General features: G+C 68.0%; 20 protein-coding genes. 11 read left to right on the forward strand and 9 right to left on the reverse strand.

Going from position 1 to position 15,525, the window contains the following annotated elements:
* Window positions 1-136: 136 nt before the first annotated feature.
* Window positions 137-1,372 carry a DUF4010 domain-containing protein gene (locus Q0907_RS11630; protein ID WP_299344800.1) on the reverse strand — a complete coding sequence of 412 codons (1,236 nt, stop codon included), beginning with the start codon at window positions 1,370-1,372 and terminating at the stop codon, window positions 137-139.
* A 97-nt stretch (window positions 1,373-1,469) separates the two neighbouring features.
* On the opposite strand from Q0907_RS11630, the gene Q0907_RS11635 reads away from it, so the two are divergent.
* Window positions 1,470-2,495: a class 1 fructose-bisphosphatase gene (locus Q0907_RS11635; protein ID WP_299344803.1), complete on the forward strand. Its 1,026-nt coding sequence runs from the start codon at window positions 1,470-1,472 to the stop codon at window positions 2,493-2,495.
* 25 nt (window positions 2,496-2,520) lie between these two features.
* Window positions 2,521-3,234 carry a 2OG-Fe(II) oxygenase gene (locus tag Q0907_RS11640; RefSeq protein WP_299344806.1) on the forward strand — a complete coding sequence of 238 codons (714 nt, stop codon included), beginning with the start codon at window positions 2,521-2,523 and terminating at the stop codon, window positions 3,232-3,234.
* A 2-nt stretch (window positions 3,235-3,236) separates the two neighbouring features.
* Here the strand turns inward: Q0907_RS11640 and Q0907_RS11645 are convergent, their stop codons facing one another.
* The 4 genes from Q0907_RS11645 to Q0907_RS11660 form a co-directional block, all read right to left on the reverse strand.
* On the reverse strand, window positions 3,237-3,770 hold the full coding sequence (locus Q0907_RS11645) for a nucleoside 2-deoxyribosyltransferase (RefSeq protein WP_299344808.1): 534 nt from the start codon (window positions 3,768-3,770) through the stop codon (window positions 3,237-3,239).
* Between the two features lie 89 nt (window positions 3,771-3,859).
* Window positions 3,860-4,090 (reverse strand): hypothetical protein, encoded by a 231-nt coding sequence (locus Q0907_RS11650; protein WP_299344811.1) that lies wholly within the window; start codon window positions 4,088-4,090, stop codon window positions 3,860-3,862.
* A gap of 40 nt (window positions 4,091-4,130) precedes the next feature.
* On the reverse strand, window positions 4,131-4,829 hold the full coding sequence (locus Q0907_RS11655; protein ID WP_299344814.1) for a class I SAM-dependent methyltransferase: 699 nt from the start codon (window positions 4,827-4,829) through the stop codon (window positions 4,131-4,133).
* Window positions 4,830-4,896: 67 nt separating this feature from the next.
* On the reverse strand, window positions 4,897-5,445 hold the full coding sequence (locus Q0907_RS11660; RefSeq protein WP_299344817.1) for a DUF2058 domain-containing protein: 549 nt from the start codon (window positions 5,443-5,445) through the stop codon (window positions 4,897-4,899).
* 77 nt (window positions 5,446-5,522) lie between these two features.
* On the opposite strand from Q0907_RS11660, the gene Q0907_RS11665 reads away from it, so the two are divergent.
* The 3 genes from Q0907_RS11665 to Q0907_RS11675 all read left to right on the forward strand — a co-directional run bounded on the left by Q0907_RS11665 (window position 5,523) and on the right by Q0907_RS11675 (window position 7,083).
* Entirely contained in the window at window positions 5,523-6,023 is a 501-nt protein-coding gene (locus Q0907_RS11665) for a M48 family metallopeptidase (RefSeq protein WP_299344820.1), read from the forward strand.
* A gap of 185 nt (window positions 6,024-6,208) precedes the next feature.
* Window positions 6,209-6,550 carry a cupin domain-containing protein gene (locus Q0907_RS11670; protein ID WP_296278659.1) on the forward strand — a complete coding sequence of 114 codons (342 nt, stop codon included), beginning with the start codon at window positions 6,209-6,211 and terminating at the stop codon, window positions 6,548-6,550.
* Between the two features lie 35 nt (window positions 6,551-6,585).
* Window positions 6,586-7,083 carry a YetF domain-containing protein gene (locus Q0907_RS11675; protein ID WP_299345239.1) on the forward strand — a complete coding sequence of 166 codons (498 nt, stop codon included), beginning with the start codon at window positions 6,586-6,588 and terminating at the stop codon, window positions 7,081-7,083.
* Here the strand turns inward: Q0907_RS11675 and Q0907_RS11680 are convergent.
* Window positions 7,077-7,502: a hypothetical protein gene (locus Q0907_RS11680; RefSeq protein ID WP_299344824.1), complete on the reverse strand. Its 426-nt coding sequence runs from the start codon at window positions 7,500-7,502 to the stop codon at window positions 7,077-7,079. The two genes, Q0907_RS11675 and Q0907_RS11680, sit on opposite strands and share 7 nt — an antisense overlap.
* Before the next feature lie 10 nt (window positions 7,503-7,512).
* A complete protein-coding gene (locus Q0907_RS11685) occupies window positions 7,513-8,133 on the reverse strand; it encodes a hypothetical protein (RefSeq protein WP_299344827.1) in 621 nt (206 codons plus the stop codon).
* A 148-nt stretch (window positions 8,134-8,281) separates the two neighbouring features.
* Between Q0907_RS11685 and Q0907_RS11690 the strand changes: the two genes are divergently transcribed.
* The 3 genes from Q0907_RS11690 to Q0907_RS11700 all read left to right on the forward strand — a co-directional run bounded on the left by Q0907_RS11690 (window position 8,282) and on the right by Q0907_RS11700 (window position 9,414).
* A complete protein-coding gene (locus Q0907_RS11690; protein WP_299344830.1) occupies window positions 8,282-8,464 on the forward strand; it encodes a hypothetical protein in 183 nt (60 codons plus the stop codon).
* Window positions 8,433-8,681, forward strand: a complete 249-nt coding sequence (locus Q0907_RS11695) for an isochorismatase family protein (protein ID WP_299344833.1) — start codon at window positions 8,433-8,435, stop codon at window positions 8,679-8,681. Before Q0907_RS11690 ends, Q0907_RS11695 begins: the two co-directional genes overlap by 32 nt.
* Window positions 8,682-8,862: 181 nt before the next feature.
* A complete protein-coding gene (locus Q0907_RS11700) occupies window positions 8,863-9,414 on the forward strand; it encodes a YdeI/OmpD-associated family protein (RefSeq protein WP_299344835.1) in 552 nt (183 codons plus the stop codon).
* A gap of 82 nt (window positions 9,415-9,496) precedes the next feature.
* Here the strand turns inward: Q0907_RS11700 and dcp are convergent, their stop codons facing one another.
* Complete coding sequence (gene dcp, locus Q0907_RS11705) at window positions 9,497-11,644, reverse strand: peptidyl-dipeptidase Dcp (protein ID WP_299344837.1); 2,148 nt, start codon at window positions 11,642-11,644, stop codon at window positions 9,497-9,499.
* A gap of 188 nt (window positions 11,645-11,832) precedes the next feature.
* On the opposite strand from dcp, the gene folE reads away from it, so the two are divergent.
* Together folE and Q0907_RS11715 are read left to right on the forward strand one after the other, a co-directional pair.
* Window positions 11,833-12,438 carry a GTP cyclohydrolase I FolE gene (gene folE, locus Q0907_RS11710; protein WP_296278653.1) on the forward strand — a complete coding sequence of 202 codons (606 nt, stop codon included), beginning with the start codon at window positions 11,833-11,835 and terminating at the stop codon, window positions 12,436-12,438.
* Between the two features lie 145 nt (window positions 12,439-12,583).
* The gene (locus tag Q0907_RS11715; protein ID WP_299344840.1) at window positions 12,584-12,967 is read left to right on the forward strand and encodes a YchJ family metal-binding protein; all 384 of its coding nucleotides are present in this window, start codon (window positions 12,584-12,586) and stop codon (window positions 12,965-12,967) included.
* 216 nt (window positions 12,968-13,183) lie between these two features.
* Here Q0907_RS11715 and Q0907_RS11720 read toward each other — a convergent pair whose 3' ends face one another.
* On the reverse strand, window positions 13,184-14,509 hold the full coding sequence (locus tag Q0907_RS11720) for a M20 family metallopeptidase (RefSeq protein ID WP_299344843.1): 1,326 nt from the start codon (window positions 14,507-14,509) through the stop codon (window positions 13,184-13,186).
* A 133-nt stretch (window positions 14,510-14,642) separates the two neighbouring features.
* Here Q0907_RS11720 and Q0907_RS11725 point away from each other — a divergent pair, with 133 nt between their 5' ends.
* Window positions 14,643-15,428, forward strand: coding sequence for a TSUP family transporter (locus Q0907_RS11725; protein ID WP_299344845.1), 786 nt, complete (start codon window positions 14,643-14,645; stop codon window positions 15,426-15,428).
* The last annotated feature ends 97 nt before the right edge of the window (window positions 15,429-15,525 follow it).

Genomic DNA, 15,525 nt, shown 5'->3' on the forward strand with positions numbered 1-15,525 from the left:
CGACGTGAGTCGCGACCGGACGGCGTCAGCGCATCCCGGAAATCGGCACACTCGATCTGCCCAGGCTGTTGTCACCGACAAAGGTGTACCAATATCCCGGTCGCGACTTACGTCGCTCCTACAGAAAAGCCGAGCTTCAGAACAGTGCCACCATCGCCGCGCCCGCAGCGAGTGCGGCCATCAGGCCCGCAGACACGCGCAACCCATAGGCCGTCCCACCGCTGACCCAGGCAATGACGGACTTCGCGGTCAGGCTGGCGGCCAGCAATGCCAGCATCCACCACCGGGCTTCCGCGGCTTCCAGTCCACCGCGCGAAAACTGGTTGGCCAGCGTCGCCACCGCGGCGTGCAACTCTGCCAATGCCGACATCGCGGCGGCGGCCATGGCGCCGCGTGGACCGATCCACGCTGCCAGCGCTGCCGCGACGAAGGTCAGCACCGCCACCAGCAGTGCGAAACCCAGCGCCTGGCCAAAACGGAACATGCGGCTGTCGGAGGTCGGCGGCGTCACCGCATCGTCTTCGCCACGATGCAGGCCGAGCAGGCCGCCCGCCAGCAGCACGGCGCCGATCGCACCGAGTTCCGGCAGCAGGTCGCGCACCAGCGGCGGCGATACGGCCCACAGGATCGGCACGCAGAGGGTCAGCGACGCGAGGTTGGACAGCAGCGCTGCCGCGACCGCCGAACGCAGCAGCGCCGGCGTTTCCTTTGCGCGTTGCCCGAACCCGATGGTCGCCGCTGTCGACGACACATAGCCGGCGAAGAAACCGGCAGCGGCCACCCCCCAGCGGTTGCCGACCACGCGCAGCACCACATGGCCCAGTGCGCTGACCGCCATCACCAGCACCACCAGCTTCCAGATCGTCGCCAGGTTGATCGCGTCGAACGGGCCGATGGGACGGTCGGGCAGGATCGGCAGGATGACCAGCGCGGACGCCAGGAGCAGCAGGCCGTCGAAGACTTCCCGCTCGCTGAAGGTCTCACGCGTGAGTTCGTGCAGCGGCTGCTTGGCGTACAGCAGCACCGCGACGACGACCGCGAGCGCGGTCGCCAGCGCCGGCGTGTGCATCGCCATGGCGCCGAGCAGGAACGTCAGCACCAGCGTCACCTCGCTGGTCAGGCCGGGATCGTGCTGGCGCGTGGCGCGGTAGCCCATGGCGGCCAGTACGCCGGTCACCCCCAGGGCGACCAGCAGGACGGGCTGCCCCAGCCAAGCCGCAACCGCGGCGCCGAGCGCCACCAGCGCATGCGTGCGCAGGCCGGCGATGCCGTGCGCGCGACCGGGGCTGCGCTCGCGCACCAGCCCGATCAGCAGGCCCAGCCCCAGGGCCGAGGACAGCGCCAGCCAGGTCTGCGGGGTCGCCTCGTCCATCCCATCCTCCCTCGTTCAGGCCCGCGAGCATAACGAATGGTCTTGCATTGGTCTCGTCAACCCGGACAATGCGCGCACCTTCGCCGTGGATCCCATCATGCCCGCTCCGTCCGCCGTCTCGCTGAGCCGCTACCTGATCGAAGAACAGCGCGCCGGCCGCATCAGCGCCGACCTGCGCCAGCTGATCGCGGTGGTGGCCCGCGCCTGCACCAGCATCTCCATCGCGGTCAGCAAGGGCGCGCTGGGCGGCGTGCTGGGCGACGCCGGTACCGGCAACGTGCAGGGCGAGGCGCAGAAGAAGCTGGACGTGCTGAGCAACGACATCCTGCTGGAAGCCAACGCCTGGGGCGGCCACCTGGCGGCGTGCGCATCGGAGGAAATGGATCACAGCCAGCCGATCCCGGACGCCTATCCGCGCGGTGGCTTCCTGCTGCTGTTCGACCCCTTGGACGGCAGCTCGAACATCGACGTCAACGTCTCCGTCGGCACCATCTTCTCGGTGCTGCGCTCGCCGGACGGCGTGACGACGCCGGGCGACGAACACTTCCTGCAGCCCGGCCGCGACCAGGTCGCCGCCGGCTACTGCATCTACGGCCCGAGCACGATGCTGGTGCTCACCACCGGCAACGGCACGCACGCATTCACGCTGGACCGCGAGCAGGGCGCCTTCGTGCTGACCCAGCGCGACATGCGGATTCCCGAGGAGACGAAGGAGTTCGCCATCAACATGTCGAACCAGCGCCACTGGGAAGCGCCGATGCAGGGCTATGTCGACGACCTGCTCGCCGGCAGGGACGGCCCGCGCGGCAAGGACTTCAACATGCGCTGGATCGCCAGCATGGTGGCCGACGTGCACCGCATCCTGACCCGCGGCGGCATCTTCATCTACCCGTGGGACCGCAAGGATCCGGGCAAGGCCGGCAAGCTGCGCCTGATGTACGAGGCGAACCCGATGGGCCTGCTGGTCGAACAGGCCGGTGGCGCCGCCAGCACCGGCCGCGAGGACATCCTGTCGCTGCGCCCGACCCAGCTGCACCAGCGCGTGCCGGTGTTCCTCGGTTCGAAGAAGGAAGTCGAGGCCGCCGTCGGCTACCACCTGGCCCACGACACGGCGGCCGCCTGACCGGCGGCGCGGCTAGAATCCGGCGATGACGCCGAATCCTCCGCCCGCCGACTTCATCGAGGTCTACCCCGACGCCCTGGATGCGGACACCTGCCGGGCCATCGTCGCGCGCTTCGATGCCAGCGGGCAGGACCAGCCCGGCCGCGTCGGCGGCGGCCTCCATCCCGAGCTGAAGCACAGCCGCGACATCAGCATCACCGGCGTGGCCGATTGGCGCGACGTGGAGCAGCGCCTGAACCTGGCGGTGCTGACCGGCCTGCAGCAGTACCTGCGCACATACCCGTTCAGCCTGATCGCGCCGCTGATGCTGCAGCAACCTGATGCCGAGGGGCACCTGCGCCGCCTGCGCTACGACGACATCGCGGCCATGGACGATGCCGCCCTGATGAAGCTGGTGATGAAGGTGTTCGTGCCCGGCCGCATCAACCTGCAGCGGTACGCGGCCGGCGAAGGCGGCTATCCGTACTGGCACTGCGAGCTGTTCCCCAAGGCGGCCGATGCAGAGACATTGCACCGCCATGTGTTGTGGACGCTGTACCTCAACGACGATTTCAGCGAAGGCGAAACCGAGTTCTTCCACCAGCAGCGCAAGATCGCGCCGCGCACGGGAAGCCTGCTGATCGCACCGACGGCCTTCACCCATACCCACCGCGGCAACCGCCCGCTGCACGGCGACAAGTACATCGCGACGAGCTGGGTGCTGTTCCAGCGGGCGGAACGGTTGTACGGCAGCCGCTGAAGTCAGTCCGTCGGTCGACGCGCGTCCAGGTCGGCACGCGCGCGCTGCAGCGCGGTCTCCGCATCGCCCACCACCATCACGCACGGCACGGACAGCATCAGATTGAGGGGCAAGCCGAATTCCTCCAGCTCCCACCCGCTGGCATCGGTGCCGGCGCCGGCGCCCAGATGCTGCGGGCAACGCCGGCGGATGCGCTCCGCCAGGCTGCCGCCTTCGGGCACGTAGCCATAGACGGGCTTGCCGCGTGCGATGGCGTAGCCGACTTCGAAACAGGTGCCGCTGTCCGGCTCCGCCCCACGGAAGAAGTCGAGGTTGGCCAGCACGGCGTCGGCAGCGTCGAGCAGGCCCACGTCGGCGCGGTAGATCCAGCGTGCGGTGTCGAGCGGGTCACCGGTCGCCTGTCCGGCCACCTGCGCATCCAGCGGGAACAGGCCTTCGAACCCGTAGCGTGCGCACAGCCTTTTCAATTCTTCACCCCGCGCCACGGCATCGGGACGGAAGATGTCGGGACCGGCAAGGTACAGCGACGGAATCATCGAGGAAGGCACTGGCGGCGAAGGCCTGCATTGTCGGCATGCGGGCGCCGCGCGTGGCGTGACCGATCGTCGCAGCGCGCGATCCCGCGCTACGTTTGAACCCTCGTCCACGGCGATGCACGTGGCACGCCGACCGGCTCGAAGCCATGCGCCAGCACGATCAGTTCGCCATTCCAGTCGGCCGGAATGTCGATGCGGTAGGGCGCATCGGCCAGCGTGCCGGTGTCTTCCACCGCAGGCGCCACGGCGGTCGAGGCGTCCCGCGCGACGGCGGGCGACACCAGAAGCGACAACGCGAGCGGCAGGCAGGTCAGGCGCATGGGATCTCCGTGGGGACGGCTGCCTGGGCGGCGAACAATCCTAGCGCGGCGTGCGGGCGCACCAGCCGTGGATCATGCCGGCCTGGTGGAAGCGCAGGGGCGACGGGAAACCGCCGGCCTCCGCCAACGCGGCGACGCGGTCGGGCGGCAGGATGGCGACATCGCGCGCGTAGTTGGCCCGGATCTGCTCGAGCGCGCCATCGTCCAGGCCAGCCCCGGACATGGTCGCCATCCACAGCCGCAGCATCGCGGGGTAATCGGCGGCCTCGGTGTCCCACGCAAGGTCGGCCCAGGCCAGCGTGCCGCCCGCGTGCAGGCGGCGCGCGATCGCGCCGAAGAAGGCAGTGCGCGCGTCAGGATCCAGCAGGAATTGCGAAACCAGCAGGCAGGTCGCGCCATCGAATGCCGCGTCGTCCGGCAAGGTGTCGACCACGCCGGCATGGAAGGTGCAGCGGTCGGCGAAGCCTTCGCGCTCGGCGCGTGCGCGGCAGGCGGCGATCATCTGTGTCGACGGGTCCAGGGCGACGAACGTCCAGCGCGGGAAGCGCCGCGCGAAGTGGGCGATCTCGGCACCGGTGCCGGCCCCCACGCACAGCACGCGCGCATCCTCCGGCAGGTCCGCGAACACCGTTTCCATCAGGAACAGCAGGCTGTCGCGGATCGGCGCCATACGCACCCAGCGCGCATCGTAGCCGGCGGCCTGCTGGTCGAAGAGGGCATCGAGTTCGTGCTGCTGCATGGCGGTCTCCGCAGGGGGTCTCATTCCACCCTACACGGGCCGTCAAGCCCGCCGTCGAGCACCGGCGTCACCACACCAGGTCGTCGGGGACCTTGAACTGCGCGTAGTAGTCATCATCCTCCGAAGTCGCCGACCCGGCCTCGGTCCCGTGGCCGTGGTCGAGCACGATCATGGCGGCATCGCGCTCCCGCACCTTGTCGGCGGCCACGCGTGGCAGCAGTTCGTAGCGGTCGTCGATACGCACGATCACCAGCACGCCGGCCGACAGCTTCTTCTTCAGATCATCGTTGACCAGCACGGTGCGGATGGCACCGTCTGCGGTGAACCGGTACTCGATCTCGCCACTGCGGGGGACCTTGCGGTCGGTGATGATCTGCCGTGCCTGCGCGCGCAGTTCAGCGGTCCGCGCCTGCGCCTTGCGTTCGGCTTCGAGCGCGCGGTCGCGTTCGGCCTTCCCGACACGGGCGCGTTCGGCCTCGCGCTGGATCTCGTTGGGCGCGGCCGGTCCCTTGGCGTGCCGCGCCTTGTTCTGCTCGCGCGCGACCTCGGCCAACTTGGACTTCTTGACCAGCCCGGCCTTCAGCAGTTGTTCCTGCAGCGGATTTCCCTTCGCCATGTCGTCGGTGCTTCGTGGTGTTTTCGCGGCATCATACTCGCCGTTCCCGCTTGCCACGCCATGCCCGCCCCCGTCCGATGGACACGCTGAAGTACCTCGCCGGCTACCCGCAGGACCTGCAGGCGCGCGTGCGCGCGCTGATCACGCAGGACGGGCTGGCCCCGATGCTGGCGAAGAAGTATCCCCATGCCCATGCCATCCGCAGCGACGGCCAGCTGTACGCCTACGTGCAGGCGCTGAAGGAACAGTACCTGCGCCGCTCGGTGCCGCTGGGCAAGGTGGTGTACGACAGCACGCTGCAGGTGATGAAGCATGCACTGGGCACCCACACCACGATCTCACGCGTACAGGGAAGCCGGCTGAAGGCCAGCCGCGAAATCCGCATCGCCACCGTGTTCCGCGAAGCGCCCGCCGAGTTCCTGAAGATGATCGCCGTGCACGAACTCGCGCATTTCAAGGAAGCCGAACACAACAAGGCCTTCTACCAGCTGTGCACGCACATGGAGCCGGACTACCACCAGCTGGAGTTCGATCTTCGGTTGTATCTGACGCAGTGGGAGCTGGGCGCCGGACTGTAGGGTATAGCCCGGGTAAGCGCAGCGCACCCGGGACTGCAGAAGCGATCAGAGCGGACAGTACGTCACGTGCCAGCGGCTTCTTGCCGCGGGCGACAGCACGCCACTCGCCGGTTCCCAGGCATTGACGGCTCCTGCACACCGGGCGGTCGATGCTGCACGCCCTATCGGCTGCAGACCACGGCGCCATGAAATCCCGACATCTCCGCATGGGCATCGGCTTCCTGCCGATCTTCGAGGCGAATGGCGTGCAGGCCGCGCAGATGGTGATCAAGCCGGGCGGCAGTGAGGGTGGGCCGGATAACCGTCATCGTGGCGCGGACCAATGGTTGTTCGTGGCAGCGGGCGAGGGCGTGGCGATCGTCGAAGGCGCGCGGCGACCGTTGCGGCCCGGCAGCCTCCTGCTGATCGAACGTGGCGAGCGGCACGAGATCCGCGCCACGGGCCGCACTCCCCTGAAGACGGTGAACTTCTATTCGCCCCCTGCCTACACCGCCGACGGTGAAGAGCGCTCAGCCGGCAAACCCTGAAACGACAAGAAGAGGTGACGAAGATGGACAGCCTGATGCGCAGCCTGTTCGACCTGGGCATGCCCTGGTGGGAGTTCGTCCTGCGGGCGACAGCGGTTTACGTGGTGGTGCTGGTGATGGTGCGGTTGAGCGGCAAGCGGACGGTGGGACAGTTCACGCCCTTCGACCTGCTGGTCGTGGTGCTGCTCGGCACGGCGGTGCAGAACTCGTTGATCGGCGAGGACACGTCGCTGCTGGGAGGATTGATCCTGGCCGCGACCCTGTTGGGGCTGAACTGGGGCGTCGGAAAACTCTCCTCGCGCTCGCGCCGTTTCGACGAGTGGGTCGAAGGCAAGCCGGTCATCCTCGTGCGGCATGGCCACCTGTTTCGCGACGAACTCGCGCGCCAGTCGCTGAGCGAGCGCGACTTCGCCATCGCGCGGCGGTCTGCAGGCTATGCCACGCTGTCGGACATCGCGCTTGCGGTGCTGGAGTCGTCGGGCGAGATCACCTTTATCCGCCGCCGGGAACCGGGCGACGAAAAACCTCAGTGAACCAGACGCGCGGCGATGCTTTCCAGATCGTAGGCGAAGCCACCGTCCGCGCACTGCACGATGTCGGCCGCTGCGGCCGCCTGCAGGAACGCGGTGGTGATCTGGTATCCGCCGGTCGATGCCGGCGCCACATGGCCGGCGATGCGGGTATCGCGCTCGGCGTGTCCCAGCAACTCGCCGAACGCAACCACGCGCAACACCAGCGATGCCTCTTCCTGCGGCGTCAGTCCATGTCCGCCCACCTGTCGGCTGATCGCATTCATGCCGATGCAGGGCAGGTCGTCGCCGTCGTAGTCGGTGACGGGCATGGCGCCGGTCATCACGGCCTGGAACACGTCGATCCCGAACGTCAGCAGGGCGGGATCGACGGGAACCAGGTCGGCAACGCGACGCGGACCGGAGCGGGCGACGTGCGTCATGCCCGCGCCGTCAGTGCTTGCGGCCGAGCATCTGCTCACGCGCCTGCTCCGCACGCGACGCGCCGATGGCGGTCTCGACCTGCTTGACCTCTTCGGGCGGGGGCAGGACGGCCGGCATGCCGAGCGACTGGATCCACAGCTCCCGGCACCAGCCCATCGTGTGGTAGAGGTGATGGTCCTCGTCGCTTTCCACGGCCTTGTACGCCGGCTCGAGCACCTTGGCCAGCTCACCACCCTGTTCGACGACCTTGCCGATCAGCTCCCAGTTCTGGTGATCCTTGGTTTCAGCCAGTACCACGCATTCCGCAGCCACGAGCTCGGCGGCCTCGGGCTTGTCGTTCTTCATCGCCATCTCGATGGCCTTGACCAGCGAGGCGCCCTGGTGCGCAACGACCGCGCGGCCCGGGGAGGCCTCTTCGGTGTCCATGCCCAGCTGTTCGAACACTCGGGTCAGCACCTGTTCGTGCGTCCGCGTTTCCTCCAGGTATTCACCCCATTCCTTCTTCAGGTCCTTGTTCACCGCCGCCTTGATCGCGGCGGTATAGATCTCGATGCCGCCGCGCTCGGTCTCCAGCGCCTGCAGCAAAAGTTCGTGGACCTGTTCGGTGTTGACGTTGCGGGAACGTGCCATGGCTAGACTCCACGGGAAGAAGGAGTGTCTCTTGTAGGCCAGGCCACGCAAACATCAGGTGACGGTGACGCATGCAGCACGTTCACATCATGAAACGACCCATTGATGGCACGGTGTCGTGAACGGAACGGCGCTCATCGTGCTGGACATGATCAACCTGTTCGATTTCGAGGGCGGGACGCGCCTCGGCGCGGCCGCAGTCCGCATCACGCCGAGGATCGTGGCGTTGCGGGAACGCTTCGACGCGGCAGGCGCGCCGACGATCTACGTGAACGACAACTTCGCCCATTGGCAGGGCCATGTCGGCGACACTGGTGACCGCCTGCCGTGAGCGAGGCGGTACCTCGGCCGCCATCGTGCAGCGGCTCGCGCCGCGTCCCCAGGACTACCACGTGCTGAAGCCCAAACACTCCGGCTTCCTGGCGACGCCATTGCCGATCCTGCTGGCGAAGCTGGGTGTACGTCGGCTCGTGCTAACAGGAGTCGCCGCCGATGCCTGCGTGTTGGTCACGGCGCAGGACGCCAACATGCGTGAGTTCGCGTTGTGAGTGCCCAGGGATGCGGTGGCCGCGATCAGTCCGGCGCGGCTGCGCAACGCGGTCGATCTGATGTCGCGCACACTCGGTGCCTGCGTGCTGACGACGCAGTCGGTGGCGAAGATGTTCCCAGAATGAGACCGGGGCGGTGCGTCTTCACGACGGGGTGTCCCTACCGCATTACCATGCCGCCATGACCTCGTCGACCGGCCGCATCCGCTTCAACGCCACGCTGCAGCGCCCCGCCGAACCGGAAGGCGCGACGTGGACCTTCCTCGTATTGCCGAAGGCGGCCAGTGCCAAGTTGCCCACGCGCAGCATGACGACAGTGGACGGCACGTTCGCGGGCAAACCGTTCACGGCCACGCTGGAACCCGATGGCGAGGGCAGCCACTGGTTGAAGGTGGAGACCGCCTTGCGCGAGGCGGCCGGCGTCGCGGCAGGCGACAAGGTCGAACTGGCGATCGCGCCCGTGAAGGACGAGCCGGAACCGCCCGTGCCCCCCGATATCCGCAAGGCGCTCACCGCCGCGCCGGAAGCGGACGCGGTATGGAGCAGCCTCACTCCGCTCGCGCGCCGCGACTGGATCCACTGGATGACGTCAGGCAAGAAGGCCGAGACGCGCGTGAAACGCATCGCCACCGCTTGCGACATGCTCGCGTCGGGCAAGCGCCGTGCCTGCTGCTTCGATCGCTCGGGCATGTACAGCAAAGGCAACATGGGCGCGCCGACCACGGCCGAATGATGCAGCGGCCCCGTGGCCTGCCGCCGGAAAAAAGAAGGCCCGCATGCGCGGGCCTTGCTTTCTTCCGGCCATGCAACGCCGGTCACTTCAGGCCGCGATGCTCCAGCAACGGTTCGACGCTCGGATCCTTGCCGCGGAATGCGCGATAGGCCTCAGCCAGGTCGCGCGAGTGGCCGATCGACAACACCTTGTCGCGGAAGACCTGCCCGTTCTCGCGGGTCAGGCCACCGTGTTCGCGGAACCACTGGAAGGCGTCGTGGTCCAGCACTTCCGCACCGAAGTAGGCGTAGTAGCCGGCCGCGTAGCCGCCACCCCAGATGTGGCTGAAGTAGCTGGTGCGGTAGCGCGGTGGCACCGCCGCCAGGTCGACCTTGTACCTGGCCAGTGCCTGCTTCTCGAACGCATCCACGTCCTGCTGGCCGCCGCCGGCAGGCAGCGTGTGCCACGCGAGGTCGAGCAGGGCCGCCGACAGGTACTCGGTGGTCGCGTAGCCCTGGTTGAAGGTGCGTGCCTTGACGATCTTGTCGACCAGCGCCTGCGGCATCGCCTCGCCGCTCTGGTAGTGCTTGGCGTAGTGGGCGAACACCTTCGGGTCCAGCGCCCAGTGCTCATTGAACTGCGACGGGAACTCGACGAAGTCGCGCGGCACGTTGGTGCCGGCCACGCTGGGGTACTGCGTCTTCGAGAAGAAGCCGTGCAGTGCGTGGCCGAATTCGTGGAACAGCGTGGTGACGTCGTCGAAGCTCAACAGCGCGGGCTGGCCGGCGGCGGGCTTGGTGAAGTTCTCCACGTTGTAGACCACCGGGATGTCGCCGGTCAGGCCGTTCTGCTCGACGAAGTTGCCCATCCACGCGCCGCCCTGCTTGCTCTCGCGCTTGAACGGATCCAGGTAGAACAGCGCCAGCTGCTTGCCGTCGGCATCCATGATGTCGAACACGCGCACATCGGGATGGTAGACCGGGATGTCCTTGCGCTCCTTCGCGGTGATGCCGTACAGCTGGTTGGCGGCGAAGAACACGCCGTCCTTCAGCACGCGGTCCAGTTCGAAGTACGGCTTGATCTGCGACTCGTCCAGGTCGAACTCGGCCTTTCGCACCTGCTCGGCGTAGAAGTCCCAGTCGGCCGCGCCGGCGGTGAAGCCGCCCTTCTGCGCATCCACCACGCCCTGGATCTTGGCGAGCTCGGCACGCGCCCGCGCGGTCGCGGCGGGCACGGTGTCGGTGAGCAGCTTCAGGGCGACCTCGGGCGTGCCGGCCATCTGGTCGGCGATGCTGTAGGCGGCATAGTTCGGGAAGCCGAGCAACTGCGCCTTGCGCGCGCGCAGCTCGGCCAGGCGCTGGATGGTGGCGCGGGTGTCGTTGCCGTCGCCCTTCTCGGCGCGGCCCAGCGACGCGGCCATCAGCTGCTCGCGCAGCGCACGGTCCTTCAGCGAGCCCAGCGCCGGCTGCTGGGTGGTGTTCTGCAGGCTCAGCAGCCACTGGCCGTCCTTGCCTGCGGCCTTCGCGGCCTCGGCGGCGGCGGCGATGGCGCCTTCGTCCATGCCGTCCAGCTTCGCCTTGTCGGTGACGAACACACCGCCGGCGTTGCCGGCCGCCAGCAGCTTGTTGCCGAAGGCAGTGGTCAGCGAGGATTCCTCGCTGTTGAGCTTGCGCAGCTCGGCCTTGTCGGCGTCCGACAGTTGCGCACCGGCGCGCACGAAGCCGTCGTAGGTGTGTTCGACGACGGTCTTCTGTTCCGGCGTCAGGCCGAGCGCGTCGCGCTGGTCGTAGATCGCCTTCACGCGGGCGAACAGCGCCGGATCCAAGTGGATGCTGTCGCTGTGTTCGGCCAGCTTCGGCGCGAGCGCTTCCTCGGCGGCCTGCAGCGCGGGATTGGTGTTGGCGCCGGTCATCGCGAAGAACACGCTGGTCGCGCGCGTCAGCAGCGTGCCGCTGCGCTCCAGCGCCTCGAAGGTATTCGCGAAGGTGACCGGCTCGGCGTTGTCCGCGATCTTGCGCACCTCGGCCAGGTGCTGGCGCATGCCTTCCTCGATGGCGGGCTGGTAATCGGCGTCCTTGATCCTGTCGAACGGCGGCGCCTGGAACGGCAGCGTGCTGGCGGTGAACAGGGGGTTTTCGCCCTGGGCGGGCGTGGTGGCGGTGGCGGGCATGGCGGTTTCGGAAGCGGGGCGGTCGCCGCAGGCGGACAGGGCGACGGCGATGGCGGAGGAAAGCAACAGCGTACGCAGCATGGAGAACTCCGGGAACGGACTTCGACGGGATCGCCCGTCACGGTGGTGGACCGGGGCATAGCGTGCGCCTGCACGCGCGGCTTGGCGAGTGCCGGCCGACCGCGGCCGCATCCGCGCGCCCCTGCGCACCGTAAGGGACCCGCCAGACAAATGCGTTATCCTCCCCGCCCCCCGCAGGAATCCATGCGATGAACCCGTCCGACGACAATCCCGGCAAGGTCACCCAGGCGCAGGCCGAGGATGCGGTACGCGTGTTGCTGGAGTGGGCGGGCGAAGATCCCACGCGCGAAGGCCTGCTCGATACGCCCAAGCGCGTGGCCAAGGCCTACCGCGACTGGTTCAGCGGTTACCAGATGGATCCGCGCGAGTACCTGGCGCGCACCTTCGAGGAAGTCGCCGGCTACGACGAGATGATAGTGCTGCGCGACATCGAATTCGAAAGTCATTGCGAACACCACATGGCGCCGATCATCGGCCGTGCCCACGTGGGCTACCTGCCGGCCGGCAAGGTGGTCGGCATCAGCAAGCTGGCGCGCGTGGTGGACGTGTACGCGCGCCGCTTCCAGGTGCAGGAGAAGATGACCGCGCAGATCGCGCAGTGCATCCAGGACGTGCTGCAGCCGCGCGGCGTGGCCGTCGTCGTCGACGGCGCGCACGAATGCATGACCACCCGTGGCGTGCACAAGCGCGGGGTCAGCATGGTGACCAGCAAGATGCTGGGCACCTTCCGCGAGGACGCGCGCACCCGCGCGGAATTCCTGCGCTTCATCGAGACGGGCCACGGGAAGCGTTGAGTGCGTGCGGCTGTTGTAGGAGCGACGTAAGTCGCGACCGCATGATGCCACTGTCCATGTGCTTGCTCATCTCGAGGAATCAACCTTCCTGTAGCCTGAAGGTGCCCGGTCGCGACTTACGTCGCTCCTACAGTGAAGCGAAGCCATGAATGCCTGCCCCTGTGGCACCAGCCGCGACTACGCGGCCTGCTGCGGCCGCTATCACGGCGGTGAGCCCGCGCCTGATGCCGAAGCGCTGATGCGCTCGCGCTACAGCGCCTTCGTCGCCGGCAACGCGGACTACCTGCGTACGACCTGGCATCCCGACACGCGGCCAGACGAAATCGGCCTGGACGCCCCCGGTGCACCGAGGACGACGTGGCTGGGGCTCGCGGTGAAATCGCACCGCATCACTGGGCCGGACACGGCCGAAGTCGAGTTCGTCGCCCGCTACCGCGTCGGCGGCGGCAGTGCGGTGCGCCTGCAAGAGCGCAGCCGCTTTGCCCGCATCGGCGGGCGATGGCTGTACGTGGATGGCGAGCATCGGTGATGTTGAACCCTTCTCCCCGCGTGGCGGGGAGAAGGTGGCCGGAGGCCGGATGAGGGGCGAACGAAGCGGTGACGCTGGCCATGTCGCGCGCCCATTACACGCGTGGTCACTGCTTTGATGGTTTCGCGTGCGGTGGAGCAACAGGTCTCCGTTCGCCCCTCACCCGCCTTCGGCACCCTCTCCCCGCAGGCGGGGAGAGGGGGATGCCATTGAACCTCAACCCTTCGGCTTCTCCAGGTAATCCAGCGTCACCTGCAGCAGGGCGCGCAGGCCGATGTCGAGCGAGGATTCGTCCAGCATGAACTCCGGCGAGTGGTTGCTCGGTGCGGTGACCGGATCGATGCCCTTGGCCGTGCTGCCGACGAAGAAGAACATCGACGGCACTTCGCGCGCATAGAACGAGAAATCCTCCGCGCCCATCTGCAGGCCCGGGGTGATGACGTTGTCCGTGCCCACGACGGCCTGCAGGCTGGGCAGCATCTGCGCGGTGAGCTCGGGGTTGTTGACGGTGACGGGATTGCCGTCGTTGTCGGGCACGCTGGCTTCCACCTTCGCGCCGTGCGCGGCGCTGACGTGGGTGGCGACGTTCTTCAGGTCGGCGAAGATCTTCTGCCGCATGCCTTCGTCGAAGGTGCGGATGGTGCCGACCACTTCGACGTCGTCGGGGATGATGTTGTAGCGGATGCCGCCCTTGATCGCGCCGAAGCTGACCACCGCGGGCAGCCTGGAGATGTCGGTGCGGCGGCTGACGATGGTCTGGGTGGTGCCGATGACGTCGGCCATCGCGACGATCGGGTCCACGCCGCCCCACGGCCGCGAGCCGTGCGTCTGCCGGCCGATGACCTTCAGGGTGAAGCTGTCGGACGCCGCCATCAGCGGGCCCTGGCGCACGCCGATCTGGCCGGCCGGAATCGACGAGAACACGTGCAGGCCGAACACCGCCTCGGGCTTGAAGTCCTTGAACACGCCTTCCTTCAACATCAGCTCCGCGCCCCCTTCCTCGCCGGCCGGCGCGCCTTCCTCGGCGGGCTGGAACACCAGCAGCACTTCGCCCGGCAGCGTGTCCTTCATGCCGACCAGCGCCTTCGCCACGCCCAGCAGGATGCCGGTATGCGCGTCGTGGCCGCAGGCATGCATCACGCCGACGGTCTCGCCGCGATAGGTCGACGTCGCCTTCGATGCGAACGGCAGGCGGTTGCGCTCGGTGACCGGCAGCGCGTCCATGTCGGCGCGCAGCGCGATGCGTGGGCCTGGCTTGCCGCCCTTGATCACCGCGGTGACGCCGTGGCGCGCGATGCCGGTGCGCGGCTGCAGGCCGAGCTTGCGCAGTTCCTCGGCCACGCGCTTCGACGTCTGCTCCTCGCGGTTGGACAGCTCCGGATACTGGTGGAAGTGCCGGCGCCAGTCGATCACCTGCTGCTGCACGGCCTTGCCTGCGGCGGCGACTTCCGGCCGTTGCGTGGGCGCGGCATCCTGCGCGGCGGCGGGCAGGGCGCAGGCGAGGGCGAGCAGGGAAACGGCGAGAGGACGTGCGTGGCGCATCGGGTCGGCTCCTGGAGGCAAGCCCCGATGCTAACGCCTGCGTCGCGACGGTGCGCATGCCACCTTAGAATGCGCAGGCGTTCCGTGTGGCCGATCACGGCTGGCGACGCCTCCGCTCCCCGCCGGAACCACCATGCCCGATCTCGCCCTGCAGGTGCTCCTGCTGCTGTTCCTCGCCGCGATGCTGGCAGGTTTCATCGATGCCATCGCCGGTGGCGGCGGCATGATCACCATTCCCGCGATGCTGCTGGCCGGCATCCCGCCGCTGCAGGTGCTGGGCACGAACAAGCTGCAGTCGCTGTTCGGCTCGGGCTCGGCGAGCTGGGCCTACGCGCGCCATGGACACGTCGACCTCAAGGGCCAGCTGCCGATGGTGCTGACCGCGGGGCTCGGCGCTGTCGGTGGCGCATTGCTGGCCACGATCATTCCGGTGGACTGGCTGAAGTGGGCGCTGCCGTTCCTGCTGGTCGGCATCGCGGTGTACTTCGGCATGAAGCCCGACATCGGTCACGTGGACCGGCACCAGCGCATGCGCCCGCAGGTGTTCGCGCTGACCTTCGTCCCGGCGATCGGCTTCTACGACGGCGTGTTCGGCCCGGGCACCGGCTCGTTCCTGATGCTGGGCTTCGTCGCGCTGGCCGGCTTCGGCATCCTCAAGGCCACTGCACACACCAAGTTCCTCAACTTCGGCTCCAACCTCGGCGCGTTCGGCGTGTTCCTGCTGCACGGCGCGGTGCTGTGGAAGATCGGCCTGCTGATGGGCGCAGGCCAGTTCCTTGGCGCGCAGCTGGGCTCGCGCTTCGCGATGAAGCAGGGTGCGCGGATCATCAAGCCGCTGCTGGTCACCGTGTCGATCGCGCTGGCGATCCGCCTTCTGGCGGATCCGCAGCATCCGTTGCGGGTGTGGGCGGGGTTCTAACCCTTCTCCCCGCGCGGCGGGGAGAAGGTGCCCGGAGGGCGGATGAGGGGCGAGCGCGATACTTCGGTTGCAGCCTGCGCATGTCGCACTCGGCGGC

Source organism: uncultured Pseudoxanthomonas sp. (genome assembly GCF_947498795.1).
Lineage (GTDB): Bacteria > Pseudomonadota > Gammaproteobacteria > Xanthomonadales > Xanthomonadaceae > Pseudoxanthomonas_A.

Coding starts and splice junctions, on each gene's coding strand:
- Q0907_RS11630 (WP_299344800.1), bottom strand. CDS start 1,372: ATGGACGAGGCGACCCCGCAGACCTGGCTGGCGCTGTCCTCGGCCCTG.
- Q0907_RS11635 (WP_299344803.1), top strand. CDS start 1,470: ATGCCCGCTCCGTCCGCCGTCTCGCTGAGCCGCTACCTGATCGAAGAA.
- Q0907_RS11640 (WP_299344806.1), top strand. CDS start 2,521: ATGACGCCGAATCCTCCGCCCGCCGACTTCATCGAGGTCTACCCCGAC.
- Q0907_RS11645 (WP_299344808.1), bottom strand. CDS start 3,770: ATGATTCCGTCGCTGTACCTTGCCGGTCCCGACATCTTCCGTCCCGAT.
- Q0907_RS11650 (WP_299344811.1), bottom strand. CDS start 4,090: ATGCGCCTGACCTGCCTGCCGCTCGCGTTGTCGCTTCTGGTGTCGCCC.
- Q0907_RS11655 (WP_299344814.1), bottom strand. CDS start 4,829: ATGCAGCAGCACGAACTCGATGCCCTCTTCGACCAGCAGGCCGCCGGC.
- Q0907_RS11660 (WP_299344817.1), bottom strand. CDS start 5,445: ATGGCGAAGGGAAATCCGCTGCAGGAACAACTGCTGAAGGCCGGGCTG.
- Q0907_RS11665 (WP_299344820.1), top strand. CDS start 5,523: ATGGACACGCTGAAGTACCTCGCCGGCTACCCGCAGGACCTGCAGGCG.
- Q0907_RS11670 (WP_296278659.1), top strand. CDS start 6,209: ATGAAATCCCGACATCTCCGCATGGGCATCGGCTTCCTGCCGATCTTC.
- Q0907_RS11675 (WP_299345239.1), top strand. CDS start 6,586: ATGCGCAGCCTGTTCGACCTGGGCATGCCCTGGTGGGAGTTCGTCCTG.
- Q0907_RS11680 (WP_299344824.1), bottom strand. CDS start 7,502: ATGACGCACGTCGCCCGCTCCGGTCCGCGTCGCGTTGCCGACCTGGTT.
- Q0907_RS11685 (WP_299344827.1), bottom strand. CDS start 8,133: ATGGCACGTTCCCGCAACGTCAACACCGAACAGGTCCACGAACTTTTG.
- Q0907_RS11690 (WP_299344830.1), top strand. CDS start 8,282: ATGATCAACCTGTTCGATTTCGAGGGCGGGACGCGCCTCGGCGCGGCC.
- Q0907_RS11695 (WP_299344833.1), top strand. CDS start 8,433: ATGTCGGCGACACTGGTGACCGCCTGCCGTGAGCGAGGCGGTACCTCG.
- Q0907_RS11700 (WP_299344835.1), top strand. CDS start 8,863: ATGACCTCGTCGACCGGCCGCATCCGCTTCAACGCCACGCTGCAGCGC.
- dcp (WP_299344837.1), bottom strand. CDS start 11,644: ATGCTGCGTACGCTGTTGCTTTCCTCCGCCATCGCCGTCGCCCTGTCC.
- folE (WP_296278653.1), top strand. CDS start 11,833: ATGAACCCGTCCGACGACAATCCCGGCAAGGTCACCCAGGCGCAGGCC.
- Q0907_RS11715 (WP_299344840.1), top strand. CDS start 12,584: ATGAATGCCTGCCCCTGTGGCACCAGCCGCGACTACGCGGCCTGCTGC.
- Q0907_RS11720 (WP_299344843.1), bottom strand. CDS start 14,509: ATGCGCCACGCACGTCCTCTCGCCGTTTCCCTGCTCGCCCTCGCCTGC.
- Q0907_RS11725 (WP_299344845.1), top strand. CDS start 14,643: ATGCCCGATCTCGCCCTGCAGGTGCTCCTGCTGCTGTTCCTCGCCGCG.